The organism is Actinospongiicola halichondriae (assembly GCF_049103745.1).
In the GTDB taxonomy this organism is placed as follows: Bacteria; Actinomycetota; Acidimicrobiia; order Acidimicrobiales; family Salinilacustritrichaceae; genus Salinilacustrithrix; species Salinilacustrithrix halichondriae.
Genome location: NZ_CP171622.1, coordinates 2,319,575 through 2,334,110, shown reverse-complemented (window position 1 = coordinate 2,334,110; position 14,536 = coordinate 2,319,575). Strand labels below are relative to the sequence as shown.

Annotated in this window: 2 protein-coding genes; both read right to left on the bottom strand. The window is 68.2% G+C overall.

Annotated elements, in window-relative coordinates:
• Position 1: 1 nt before the first annotated feature.
• On the bottom strand, positions 2-3,805 hold the full coding sequence (locus tag AB8619_RS11470) for a tetratricopeptide repeat protein (protein WP_436792769.1): 3,804 nt from the start codon (positions 3,803-3,805) through the stop codon (positions 2-4).
• On the bottom strand, positions 3,802-14,316 hold the full coding sequence (locus AB8619_RS11465) for a C25 family cysteine peptidase (protein WP_436792768.1): 10,515 nt from the start codon (positions 14,314-14,316) through the stop codon (positions 3,802-3,804). Before AB8619_RS11465 ends, AB8619_RS11470 begins: the two co-directional genes overlap by 4 nt.
• Positions 14,317-14,536: the final 220 nt, after the last annotated feature.

Here is a 14,536-nt window from a genome sequence, read left to right as displayed (position 1 = left end):
CCTAGGGCGTTGCCCCAGCGGCGGCGACCGTCGGATCCCAGACGAGGGTGGTGATGCCGAAGCCCGCCATCGTGTGGTCGACCTCCGCAGCGAACGCTGCGTCGGCCTCGACGTTCGTCGCTCGGTGTGCCGCGAGCAGCGCGACATTGGAGACGAGACGCTCGTACGGGAGGTCCGCCTCCTCCGCGGCAGCCACGGCCGAGCGGAGCCCGGAGAGGCGATCGGCGATGGGGCCGGCCGTCGCTCGGATCCGGAGCAGGGCGGGGCGGAGCGCCGGGGCCACGGCGTCCTGCGCCAACAGTTCGTCGACCACGCGTTGTGTCTCGGACACGCTGCCCTCGGCGAGCAGCGCCTCGGCGAGGCGTGCTCGTGCCTCGAACACGAGGCTGTCGGCACCGAGTCGAGACAGTTCGGCCACAGCGGAGCGCAGCGTCTCGATCCCCTCAGCCGTCCGTCCGGCACGGAGCACCGCGCGCCCGAGGTTGCACAGCACGAATCCTGCAGCGGAGGGATAGCCGACGGCGAGCAGGGTGGTGCGCGACCGACGGAACAGTGCCTCGGCCGCGTCCGTGTCGCCTCGGTCCGAGAGGACTTCGCCGAGGTTGTTGTCGACGTACGCCCGATCGGTCGGGCTTCCCGCCTGGTCGAACGTCTCGGCAGCGTCTTCCCAGTGCGCCACGGCCTCGGTCCACGCTCCCGTGTAGTACGCGGCGATGCCGAGGTTGTTCATCGCCTTGGCGCGGACGAGGAGGTCGTCGATGGCCGTGAGCATCCGGACGACCCGGATGCGGTGTTGGGTGACGTCGTTGGATCGCAGGTAGCTGTGACCCGCCACCTGGATGTACGCGGCCCGTGCCCGCGAGTCGTCGTCCTGCGCGACGATCGCGTCTCGCTCGGCCTTCTCCGCCCACTCGATGGCCTGGACGAATCGACCCTGGCGGTGCCGGACTCCCGCGATCCCGAGCGTCGCGGTGATGCGGAGCAGCGCTGCAGCATCTCCTGCGCGCTTCTCGATCTCCCGGACGGCGCGCTGGTACCACCGGATCGCGTTCGTGTACTTCCCGAGACGTTCCTGCACGTCGCCGACCTTGCACAGCAGACGGACCTCGATCGGCAGGAGTCCTCCGGACAACTGGCGCGCTCGTCGATAGGCCGCGTCGGCCTCGTCGTAGCGGCCACCGATCTCGGCCGCGTCACCGAGCGCCTCGGCGATGCGCTCCAGTTCGAGCGGTTCGACCCCGTCCATCCGCCGGGCCGCATCCAAGGCCAGGTCGTACATGGCAATGGCCTCCTCCGTCGCCCATGCGGCGCGGGAGCGGTCGGCCGCGAGCGTCGCGAAGTCGAAGGTCTCGGCATGCCGCTCGGCATGTGCGTAGTGCTGGGCAACCACGGACGCGGGCGCTTCCTTGCGCTCGGCGAGGATGTCGGCGGTCAGCGAGTGGAGCTCGCGACGTCGGGCGAAGGCCAGCGCTCCGTACGCGGCTCGGCGCACCATGATGTGACGGAACGCGACGCCCGTTCCCTGTTGCGGATCGAGGAAGGATCGGAGCCGCGTCCAGGTGTTCTCGTCTGCGGATCGCGTCCGGCCCTCGAACACGACCTCGTCCACCAGACGGTGGTCGGCGGTGACGCCGAGTACGGACAGATCCGAGAGCAGCAACCGGTCGGTCGGGTCGAGTCGGTCGAGCTGTGCTGCGAGGAGTGCCTCGAGCGTCTCCGGGAGGTCGCCGTCGACACCGAGTGTGGCCAACTCGAGCGCGAACAGCGGGTTGCCGTCGGACGTGCGCACGAGATGATCCAGCTGGTTCGGGGTCATCGGAGCGGAGGCGACGTTCTCGATGAGCGCCCGGGCAGAACCGGCGTCGAGCGGATCGAGCTCCAGCACGATCGAATCGTCGTGGAGACCCTCGGTGCCGTCGTGGCGCGTGAGGCACCACAACCAAGGTCTGCCGGAGAGGTTCTTCGTGAGACCTCGGAGCATCTCGACCGAGGCCTGGTCGGCGTCGTGCACGTCCTCGACGAGGAACATCGCCGGCTCCGACAACGCGGCTTCGGTCAGACGGACGACGACGTCGATACCGCGGGCGCGTCGGTACGACTCGTGCACCTGCGTCGAAGCAGCGGTGGGCTCGAACACCGTGTCGAGGAACGGTGCGGCCAACGGCAGCAACGGCAACACATCGGGGCAGGCCGCCTGCGCGAACTCCTCGACGGTCCGGCCGACGAAGTCCGGATCGGCGTCATCGGACACCCCGATGATCTGGCGAACCAGGGGGCGGACCAACGCGAGCGGCTCGGACCGTAGGTAGGGGTCGGCGGCCAACGTGAAGATCCGCATCGTGCCGGAACGGACGGCCAGTTCCCTGATGAGTCGTGTCTTCCCCGACCCGGCTGGGCCGACGAGCTCGATCACCTGCCCATCGCCCTGCTCGGCGATCGTGCGGGCCGCGAGGAGTCGCCCGAGTTCGTCGTCTCGCCCCACCAGCGGAACGTCGACCTGAGCGTCACCGTCCTGGAAGCGCAGACGTGATCCTGCGCCGACGAGTGCGCCGACCCGGGCCGCGTGGATCGGCTCGGTCTTGCCTTTCACCAGGAACGGCTCGAGGGGGGCCTGCTCGAACTCCGCGTTGCACCGTTCGAGGACCGCCGCCGACGCGATGATCTCGTTGGGCCCACCCTGCCCGGTGAGGCGCGCAGCGAGGTTGACGGGGTCGCCCATGATCGTGAGGCAACGGCGACTCGGCGCCCCGAGATCGGTGACGAACACGGGCCCGCGATTGACCCCGATGTGGAGGTCGATTCCGGGTTGGGAGTCGATGATGTCGCGAACGGCTCGGAGCACCGCTGTCTCGTCGTTTCCGGTGGACACGGGCGCACCGGCGGTGAGGATGATCTTGCCGCCGTCCGGATTCACGTCGGATGACAACCAGTGCACTCCGTAGCGTCGACACGACGCCTCGATCTTGTCGGCCAGGTCTCCGAGCGCGGCAGCGAGCACGTGGGGTCCGTCGTCGGTCACGAGATGGTCGGTTCCGGCGAAGCGTAGGAACGCGACCGTGACGAGGCGATGTTCGCCGTGACGGGTGCCTGCGAGCACGCGTTGGCGAACGGCGAGCGAGAGCGCGTCGGTGGCGCGCTCCGGGCCCGGGGTCGCGCGGGGCGCTGCTCGGTCCTCTGCGGTCTCGGTGACGGCCCTGCCCGAGATCTCGAAGTGCTCGCCGACCGGTCCCTGGATCCACGCCGGGTCGATCATCGCGGCTGTCTCGGCCGTGACCAGGATCTGGTTCGCCTCGGCGGCCGACTCTGCGCGTACACATGCAGTCGGTCCGGGCCCCGTGATCATGAGTTCGCGATGGCCCGGGTCGGTGACGAAGAGCGTGTGGCTACCCGAGTGCATGCCGATCGACATGCGGAGTTGGACCTTGCCAGCGAGAGGGGAGACCACCGGGGTGTCGACCGCCGCGCGCATCGCCTTCGACGCGACGACGGCTCGTCGAGCGTGCCGATCGCCAGTGAACAGTACGAGGATCGCGTCGCCCCCGAACTTCACGACGTCGCCGCCACAGCGATGCGCAGCGTCGATCATCTCCGTGAACCGTTCGTTGAAGATTCCCGTGAGCTGCTCGGCACCCTCGCGACCGAGGGCCGCCAACTGCTCTGTCAGGGCCGTGAATCCGGAGATGTCGGCCGACACCATCGTGCCGTCGACGGCGATCCAGGTCCGGTCGGCCAGCAGTTCGAGCGCGTCGGGGACATACGGCGCGAGCGAGGGGAGTCCCGCGTCACCGGCCTGGCCGGGGGTCATCCCAGATCGACCTGCAATCGACCTCGAACGAGGTCGACCATTCGGCCGAGGAGCATTCCCCTCGTGTCGTCGTAGACGACGGTGCCGTCAGGTGCCGTGATCTTCAGCGCGACCCGGTCCTTGGTCGAGAGGATGAAGGTGCGCGTCCCCTCAGCGACCTCCGCTCGGAATGCGTAGTCGGGAAGACCGTTGAACGTGCCGACGCCCTCGACCGTGGCCGATCGCGCGGTGCCGGTGATCGACGTCACCGCCGACGACTCGAACCGTTGACCGGTGTGTTCGAACGTCAGTCGGCTCACGGCGTCGACGGTGCCGTCGTCGTAGAGAACGCCGAAGAGTCCGATCTCCGCGACGGCGTCGTCGAGATCCGTCCCGGGAACGACGACGAGGCCATCGAGGATGCCTCTCAAGGAGCCGAGGACTCCACCGAGGCCGCTGATGTCACCGTCGAAGCCGGTCTCCGATCGATATGCACCGCTCATGCCCATCTTGACCTTGGGCTTCTTGCCGTTCCCGTTCCCGTTCCCGTTGCCGTTCGGCTGCACGGTGAAGGACCGGTACTCGAGGACCTGATCGGTTCCGGGGAATCGAACTTCGACGGTGTAGGTCCCAGGGGTCTTGAAGGCATGGCTGCTCTCGACACCCTCCTCTGCGGTCCCGGGCCGATACGGCGTTCCGGTCGCCGTCACGTCCTTCGACGCGTGGACCGGATGCTTCTCCCACACGAAGACGGTGTCCGCCGCCAGCGTCGGGTCCGCTCCCGCAACGCGGAGGTGCACGGTCTCGCCCATCTTCACCACGCTCTGCTCGGTCACGAGGTCGATGATCCGGTACGTGGCGGAGGCGGTTCCGGTGTTTCCGGCGGTGTCGGTTGCGGTCGCGCTGACGAGACCCTTGCCGGTCGGCGTGTCGTCCTCGATCGTGATCACCGCAGGATCGATGGTCACTGTGGCGCCCTCGGTCGCCGTCGCCTCCGTCTGGATCGTCAGCACGCCATCGTCGGCGTTGGGGCGCTCGTAGTGCGTGCCGTCGGCCGGACGGAGGATCGTGACGACTGGTGCGGCGGTGTCGATCCGGAACGATGCGGTCGCTTCGGGTGCGCCCGCAGCTCGTGCGCGAACCGTGTGCGCCCCGTGACCCTGTACGGAGATGCTCGATCCCGGCTGGTAGTCGACGAACGGGGCGCCGTCGATCGCGATCTGAGGGTTCTGCGCATCGTTGACGGTGAGCGACACCTCGACGGCGGCGTTGTACGCCTCGCCCGCCGGAGCTGGCGTCGTGCCGTTCAGTCGGATGCCGACCTGACCGGGTTGGGGGTCGGGGACCGGGTCGGACACGACGGGTTCGGCTTCGAAGAGGAACCCCTTGTTGGACGAGACAGCGCCGTTACCGGCGGCGTCGACCACCTGCACGAAGTACTCGACGTCGCCGTCGGTCGGGGCGCTGACGCTGCCGCTCCATCGTTGCGTCGAGCCAGGGGTCCCGGCAGCGGTCGGTGCGAGGTCCAGCCCCGTCCACGCGCCGTCGGCGCCGTCGGTCGTGTACAGGACGTGCACCCGTCGGAGCTGGCTGGCCGCATCACGAGCGTCGACGGTGAACACCAGGTCGGTGCCGTCGAAGACCAGCCCGCTCGAACCCACGATGGTGGGTGCGGCTCGATCGAACGACCCGTCAGGCCGGTAGTAGACGGTGAGGTCGATGTCGTCGAAGAGACGCTGGAACCCGAGACCCGTGTCCCCACCCGCACGGAACTGGCCGGGAACGAGGACCACCTGCTGGGTCCTGCCGTCCGGCGTGACCGTGTCGGCCACGCGCTGGAGGGCTGAGGGGAAGATCTGTGAGGCAGTCCCGGGCTCGGCCGACTCGGCCGACTCGTCCACCGTGGGTCGCGCGATCACGGGATCGATCACCGTGGTCGTGTGATGCGCGGCCTCGACGAGTGCGAATCCGGCCTCGTCTGCGAGACCGCCGGCGTCGTCGCCCGAGGTGACCTCGAGTTCGGTGCGGGGCTGGATCGGGCGGTAGTGGGTGACCTGGATGTCGTCATCCACTGAGTAGTAGCTGCCGCGGTCGGTGTTGGTCCTGGTGAACTCGCCGGCGTCGCTGTCGTCGGTCACGTCGAAGTCGACGGTGGTGGTCCGGAGACCGGTGACCGGGTCGGTGGTGAGCTGTCGAGGTCCGGCGTGCTCCGGTGCGGCGGGTTCGCCCGCGCCGATCTTGTAGAAGGGCAGGCCGTAGGTGACGGCTTCCTGGAGGATCTTCTCGTCGTAGGTGCCGTTCACGAGGACGTCGCCGATGTATGCCTGCTTCGCGAACGCCATGGCGTCACCGATGCGCATGCTGCCGTCGAGGTTGTCGGAGAACAACGCCATCAGACGTTCGGACAACGCCACGACCGCGGTGTCGCCGTAGCCGAAGCCGGAGTTGGCGACGTACTGGCCGCCCGCCGCAGCGATGGTCTGGGCCCAGTCAGGATCACGAGATCCGGAGATCTGCACGTCGGAGACCGATGTGCCCGAGTGGCAGCCCATCGAGAAGATGATCGAGCCGTCGAACACGTCGGGGAGTGCCGCGAAGTCGGCGGTCGAGAACACGTCGCTCTCGGTTCCCTTGGCGTTCTGGTCGGCGGGCAGTGCCCGCGAGTCGTCGAAGTGGGCGTTGACCGATGCGACGGCGTTCCCTCGGCCGAGTGCGTTGGCGAGGTCGTCGGCCGTCCACTGGTCCTGCTCGGTGAGACGCTCGACGCTCCGACCAGCTGCTTCGAGGTTGTCCTGGATGACGTCGCCGCCATCGCTGAGGAAGTCGTAGTCGACCACCAGTGCGTCACCGTCGGTGTCCGGATCGAGACGACCCTCGAACGCCAGGAAGTTCTGGAGCGCCGAACGGATGTCGGAGGCGGATTCGACCAGACGCCCGACGCCGATGTCGGGTACGAAGAGCTTGCGGTCGCCGACGTTGTATCCGGCGGTCGAGTCGCCGTAGCGATCGTCGCTGAGCAGATAGCCGCCGAAGAGCGCGGACACCAGTTCGTTGTTCTGGTTGAAGAACGAGGTGGCGAACGACCGCTCGTTGGCTGCGGTGGTCAGGTCGACCTGGCGATGGAAGGGGACGATCTCGTCGCCACCGACGATGGTGATCGACGCGATCCCAGGGTGCTGTGCTCGCAGACCGTCGACGATCGCATCGATCTCGTCACTGATGAGGTTCGCGAACGTCGGGTCACAGCGGTACGCCGCCGTCGACCACGCGTCGTACATCGCGCCGATGGTGGAGAACTGCGGGTGCTGCGCGGGGAACTGCTCGAGCGGGAGGATGACGCCGTTCACGTCGGACCACGCGGTCTCGCTGCGAGTGCCGCTGGTGGCCACGGCGATGAGGTCGCTCATCACCTGGTCGGCAGCAGTGCCGCCGTGGACGGCAGCGAGTCGACTCTGGTTGACGAGGAAGACGGTGTTCGCCGACGCCAGGTCCGTCGCGGTCGGGAGCCCGACGGGGTTCGTGACGGTCTCGCCTGCAAACGGCAGATCGAGGTCCTGGCACGGGGGGAGCGGCACTTGACCGAATTCGCGGACGCGGATCGTGACCGGCTTGGCGGAGAAGGCGCCGTTGAACCCGTCGAGTTGGAGCACGTAGGTGCCGGTCCGGACCACGTGGCCGGTGTCGATCCGCTCGCTCGTCCCGGTGCGGTTGGCCGATGCGCCGAACACGAGGCGTCGTGGTTCGGCGCCGGGATCGGACTCGGGGACGAGATCGAGATCGCCGAGGATGTGCGGCTCGACGAATCCGTTGAGGCCGTCGTCCTCGATCGTCGGCAGGTCGTCTCCGCCGTGGCCGACGACAGGCGGGGAGTAGAGCACGGCATCGATGTCCGAGGTGAGCCCGCCGATGCTGAAGGAGTACCGCTTGCCGGCCTCGAGGTACACGGGGAACAGATCGGTGTCCGTGCCGTCGGCGATGTGTGTGACGTGGATCGTGTCGTCGGCGAGATAGGGCGTGCCATTGGGCGTGACGCCCTCCGGCAACGCTTCGGTCGGCTCGGGGGCCAGCGTGCCGTCGTCCGCAGCGACGCCGATCTCGTCGAGGGTGTCGTTGGGCTCGAACGCCTGGACGACCTCGACTGCGACGGTGTCGGTGCTCGTGTCGACGAGGTACGGGGCGGTGACCGCGGCGGACACGATGCCCTGGCCGACGTCGTAGGAGGACGACAGCGAGACGACGAGGGTGCTCGCACCCTCGGGTGCGTCGTCGACCTCGAACGTCGTCGTGCCGTCGGCGTTCGTGATGCCTTCCACCATGCGGTCGGCGGAAGCGGGCCGCACGTAGCGAGCGAACGAGACGACCGAGAAGCCATCGGGTGCAGCGATCTCGACCGTGATGTCGTCAGCACCCGTGGGGGGAGCGTCGACGACGGTGATCTCGGCGGTGACGTCGATCACGCCGGCGGAGGGATCCACCTTGCGGAGGTCGTCGGTGGAGACGTTCTCCCACTGGTACTCCTCGGGCGAGGTGAGCGCGAGGAGTACGTCGCTCAGCGTGAGGTCGGGAGCCGCTGCGGGCTGTCCATCGACGCCCTCCTGGAGGAGCAGCCACAAGATCGTGCCGTAGAACAGCTTGTCGATGGCCGCCTTGCAGCCGCCACCGTTGCCGGCGGCGATCTGGGCGTTGCAGGCGTCCTGGAGCTGGCCGAGGGTGAGACCGCCGTCGCCCGCAGCGATCAGGGGGATCGATCCGAGGAGGGTGCGGAACGGCACTGCCTCGTTGATGTCGTCGATGTGGAAGGACAGGGCGCCGAAGCTCTCCTCGGTCAATCCGAAGTCCCCGAGGTTCACATCGCCGATGGCGGCGAACATGGGCAGGAGGTCGCCGATCGTGACATCGGTGCGGAAGTACTCGACCGGCACGTCGGCGAACGTGACGCCGGCATCGTCGCAATCCCCGAACTGCTCGCAGTCGACGATGTCGTCGATGCTGCGAACGGATCCGTCGTCGATCGAGCTGAACGGGATGGAGCTGAAGGGGATCGAACCGAACGGGATCGACGAGAACGGGATCGACGAGAACGGGATGGAGCTGAAGGGAACGGCCCCGAAGTCGGTGCCGCCGAACTCGATCGAGGAGAACGGGATCGAGCTGAACGGGATCGAGGAGAACGGGATCGAGCTGAACGGGATGTCCGCGAGCGTGATGGAGCTGAACGGGATCGACGAGAACGGCACCGCCCGGAACGACGGGTAGGTGGTCCCGTCGAAGACGACCGGGGTGTCGGTCATGATCGACGAGTAGGGCGTTGCGCCGTAGGGGATCGACGAGAACGGCACGCCGTCGAACTCGATGGAGCTGAACGGGATCGACGAGAACGGCGTCCCCTCGAACTGGATCGAGCTGAACGGGATGGAGCTGAAGGGGATCGAGCTGAACGGTGTCTTGGCGATCGGGATCGAGCTGAACGGGATCGACGCGAACGGGATCGAGCTAAAGGGCGTGTCCTCGAACGGGATGGAGCTGAACGGGATCGACGAGAAGGGGATGGAGCTGAACGGGATGGAGCTGAAGGGGATCGAGCTGAACGGGATCGACGAGTAGGGGATCGAAGAGAACGGGATCCCGGCGAGGCCGAGCGCGAGGACGTTGGTGTCGGCCTCGACGCCGAGTTCGTCACAGTCGAATCCGAGCGGGTCGATGGCTGCACACCAGTCGGCCAGGTACTCGTCCGGCTCGCCGATGGACCCGTCGGCGCGGACGAACGGGAGGTCACCGATCGCCATCGCGCCGCCGGCGATGATCGGGAAGGTGAGCTTGCCGACCGGGTTGTTCGGGTCGATCTGGACGTCGCCGGCCTCGAGGGACTCGAAGCGGGAAGCCAGCGCCTGGTTGCCGTCGACGTAGGCCTCGGTGATCACGTCGAGGAGGGTCACGGCGTGGAGGGGCTCGCCGGCCAGCGGGCTCTCGGAATCGCCGAGGAGGCCCTTCCAGCCGGTCGTCTCACCGGTGAAACTCGTGTAGTTGATGATCACGTCGGACAACGGAACGGCGTCGAGCGCGGCCGACGCGGCGGCGCGGATCCCGTCGTCGCCGGTCCCGATCGACGAGAACGGGATCGAGCTGAAGGGGATGGACGAGAACGGGATCGAGCTGAACGGCGCGGCCTGGATCCGAGTCGCCCCGTAGGGGATCGAGGAGAACGGGATGGACGAGAACGGGGTGGCACCGATGCCACTCGCCTTGCTCGCCGCGAGGAGGCCCTCACCGTCGACCTCGGTCACGTGGATCGACGACGACGGTGTCCCGATGGTCGCCTCCGCGATGTCGAGGTCCACGGTGACGGCGGATGCGACCGCGCCAGAGGCGAACTCGATGGCGCCCACGTCGCACAGTCCGCCCTGGGGACGGGCGGTGCCGATCTGGTCGAGACCGCTCGCGGGGCACTCGTTCGCGGGACTCCGGTCGATCGCCTCCGGTGGTGCCTCGAAGTACGTCCGGTCCGCGCTCAGCGCGCCCCGCGTGAACGTGTCGTCGGCCGGGTCGCCGAGCGAGGGAGCACAACTGCCGTTGGCATCCTGGATGAGTACAGGGAAACCGAGGCCCCACTGCGTCCCCCCGAAGCAGCCGGGGGTGACGTCGTTGACGCCGATGACGCTCTGGCGGACCACGATCCTGTCGGTGCCGGGGGCGACGGAGAAGATCTGGAGCTCGCGGTTGTCGTTGGTGTTCCCGTCGACCGTCGAGTAGTTGATCAGCAGTTCGCCGCTGGCGTGGAAGACGCCGGCGGACGCATCCGCAGCGGCGATGTTGTTGATGATCGACGTGTTGTAGATGTCCGAGGTGCTCGGGGTCGCTCCCGCGAAGGATGCGCCGCCGGCCACCGACGCCTGGTTGTCGTGGATCGAGGTTCGCCGGATGGTGATGTCGGCGTCGCCGCCGGTGACGGCGAGGCCACCGCCGGACCCGGTCGCCTTGTTTCCGGTGATCTCGGAGTCGGAGAGCTCCACCGAGCCGTCGGCCGCGCCGGTGGCGACGCCGCCACCGTCGGTGGCCGAGACGTTGTCCGAGAACGTGGCCGAATCGATCAACGCCGTGCTTCCGGCCGTCGAGGCGACGAAGACGCCGCCGCCGAATGCCCCGGACTCGTTCGTCGTGAAGGTCGATCCCGTGATCGATCCGCCCACGAGGACGAGGCCGCCGCCGTTTCCGCCGGCGGTGTTCGTGTCGAACGTGCTGCGGACCGCTTCCGCCGGGCCTCGTACCGCGCCGCCGTCGCCAGCGGCCTGGTTGCGGACGAACTGCACGCGGTCGAGGGGGATCGGGTCGAGGCTGGCGATGGCGCCGCCTGCGCCCCTCGCGTTGTTGTTCTGCCAGAGCTCTTCGGTGATCGAAGTCAGGAAGTCGACCGCCAACGCGGAGACGGCGCCACCGTCCTGATCGCCCAGGGTCTTGTTCCCGTCGAAGCCGTTGCCCCACCACGAGGTGATCGCCGTCCGCTCCGTTGCATCGTCGAAGAAGATGGCGCCGCCGCCAGCGCCGCCCGGAACGTCGTTGACCACGTTGGCCTCGAAGTCGTTCTCGGCCAGCGCGAGGGAAGACGTACTGGCGTACATGGCGCCGCCGCCGCCCGCAGCAGCTTCGTTGTTCATCAAGCGGTTCCGGGTCAACGTGACGGCATGGGTTCCCTCGAACGCGAGGGCGCCGCCGGATCGTGCGGTGTTCGAGTCGAAGAGCGTGTCGGTGATCTCGACGGCCGAGCCGTCGCCGACGCGAATCGCGCCCCCCGCCGAGGAAGCGCCGTCGGGGATCGTCGCGTTCTCGACGAACTCGCTCGTCCGCCCGTAGCCGTCCGTGAACGTCGTGGGCTCGATGCGGAGCGCGCCGGACGAGTCGAGCGCGATCGCACCGCCGCGGGAGCTGAACGCGCTGCCGAAGCCGATCTGGCTCTCGAGGACGTGCGTACCGCGGAGTCGGAGGCTTCCCCCGCTCGCATTGATGGCGCCCCCGTCGGCGCCGACACCGGCCGACACGGGGGGTACGCCGGCGTCGCTGTCGTAGAACGTCGACTCGAAGATCGTGATGTCGGAGTCGAGCGCCCACAGGGATCCGCCTTCGCGCTCCGCAGCGTTGCCGCCGACCTCGCCGTCACCGAACTCGTGGTGCTGGAACGTCGCGGTGACGGTGTCGAGCGCGAAGGCGCCGCCCTCGTAGGCCTCGTTTCCTGCGCTGATGCCGCCGACGACGGTGAGGGTGCCGCCGACCATGTTCACCGCACCGCCCCGGGACGAGGCGTCGCCGCCGTTGACGTCCATGTTCCGGAGCGTGACGGTGCCGCCGTTGGCGTCGATGTAGCCACCGTCGCCGGGAGTCTCGCCCAGGCCGTTGAAGGTCATGCTCACGAGTTCGAGGGCGCCGGCGCTCGGCTCGAACATCGTGTGGCCACCGGTCGCCTGGCCCAGACGGAACTTGCCACTCGCGGACAGGATCGGAGCGCTGGGGTTCGGCACGATGATCACGTCGGTGTTGTCCGGGATCGTGATCGGCGAGGCGAGCACGTACAGCGTCTCGAGGCCCCCGTTCGTGAGTTCGATGGCGGTCGGAGTGCCGTCGGCGGGCGCGAGACCGACGGCCTCGCGCAATTTGCAGATGCCGCCGCCGCCGGGGCACTGCCCGTCATCGGGGGCGTCGTCCATCGTGTTGACCTGGATTCCCTGCTGGAGCGAGCCGGGGGTGCAGTTGGTGGCCGGACGGGCGATGCCGCGCGCGTCGAACGTGTCGGCGGGGCAGCTCCCGTCGCCGAGGACCGGGATCGCGAGCTCGGGATCGACGAGGAGTCCACGATGCCCGCGGCCGACCTCGACGGCGTAGTCGCCGAGGTCGGGGTTGAGGATCCGCCCGTTGACGCCCAGGTCGGACGGATCGGTCGGGCAGGGGTCGGGGGAGTCGGTGTTGACGAGGCTCTTGCCGAATCCGACCACGCCTGCGCACTGTCCGGCAGCGGAGTCGACATGGTCGATGATCGAGTTCACGATCTGGAAGCGTCCGGCAGTGGGCGCGTAGAGCTGCTGCCCGACGTTGGTCGGCGCACCGGCTGCGCCGGTCGGCCCGTCGGTGGAGTTGTTCGCCACCGTCGTGAACTGAAGCGTCATGAACCCGTAGCCCGGGCCGCCTCCCATCCAGATGCCGCCGCCGACCCCGGCCTGCGGGTCGGTGACTCGTCCTGAGATCGTGGCCTCGTTGCCGACGATCGACGTGTTGTAGAACTGGTACTCGAGCTCCGCGGCGCCGTCGGACTGGCTCGAGACTCCACCGCCACGGACCGCGAAGTTGTCGGTGATCGAGGAGTCGGCGACGCGGATTCGGCGCTCGCTGGCAGCGTTGCCGTCCTTGGCGATGGCGCCGCCCTCCAAGCTCTGGTTCTCGCTGAACGTGGAGGCGGTGATGTTCGCCGGCCCGGGGCTGTTGATCGCGCCCCCGAGACCGCCAACCAGCTGGTCAGCGGCATTGCGTCCCTCGGCCACGTTGCCGATGAACTCGCTGGCATCGACGATCAGGAGCTGGCCAGTGGCCGAGCGGACCGCGCCGCCCCGGCGCCCGGTCTCGTTGCCCTCGAAACGGCTGCCCCTGATGACGACCGGGTCGGCACCGGAGGTCGCGACGGCGCCACCCTCTTGTGAGGCGTGATTGCTCACGAACTCGGCATCGAGGATGCTGGTCGACGCGGTCCAGGCGAACAACGCGCCACCGACTCGAGGCCGGAACCGCGCGTCGGCGCTGGTACTGGTTCCCGGCGTCGGCTCGGCGCCGTTGCCGTCGAAGAGCGTGCGCTCGACGACGAGCGAGCCCGAGCCCTGCTGCCAGACGGCACCGCCGGCGACATCCGCGGCGTTGCCCCAGATCCGCGAATCACGGATCGTCAGCGCTCCGTTGCCGACGAACGCAACGGCACCACCTGCCTGGTCTGCGGCGTTGCCGTAGAGCTCGACACCATCGAGGGTCAGGTCGCCGACCTGGAAGGCGAGTGCGCCGCCGAGGCCGTTGGGCTCCGTGTAGCCACCCCGGATCGTGAGGTCCTCCAACACCGTGTTCGGCGAGCCGGCGATCCCCACGATGGCTCGATGACCAGATGCTGCGTCGACCGACCACCGAGGGTCGGCCGCCACGTCATACGTCGTCGACTGCGCGTCGAGAACGGTGACGCCCATGCCTGCGCCGCGGATGATGGTGTCGTCGGAGACGGCGACGTGGCTGTCGAGCGCGAACCGGCCACCAGGGAGCACGACCGTGTCGGCGCCCGCGGTCGCGTTCGCCTCCTCGACTGCGGCTCGGAATGTGCACGTCCCTCCGCCCGCATCACAGAAGCCGTCGCCAGGCGCGATGTCCGGCAGGTCGGCGGTGTCATCGACCGTGAACGTGACGTCAGCACCCGCCGACGGCATCGACGGTGCGAGCGCGAGGCCTGTCGTGACCGTCGCCAGGACGACGAGCGCCCGGGTCGCGGTGGAAAGGGGGAGGCGTAGATCACGCATGCGTTGCTCCAGGTGGGTTCGACGAACACCTGGCTCGTTGCGCGAATGCACGACAAATACCCCAGATCGCCCGTACCTGACACAACGGAAGCACGCCGTTACCCGGAGTTATGTGCGATATCGCACATTGACGGGACGTCAGCGCCAGATCTTCTGCCTCTTTGGCTGGCTTTTCCGGGGTCCGCCCAGGCCGACACACAGCGTGTCAGCGCTGCTACTC

What these genes read in the sequence shown, in the direction of transcription:
- AB8619_RS11470 (WP_436792769.1), bottom strand. Translation starts at nt 3,805, where the DNA reads ATGACCCCCGGCCAGGCCGGTGACGCGGGACTCCCCTCGCTCGCGCCG.
- AB8619_RS11465 (WP_436792768.1), bottom strand. Translation starts at nt 14,316, where the DNA reads ATGCGTGATCTACGCCTCCCCCTTTCCACCGCGACCCGGGCGCTCGTC.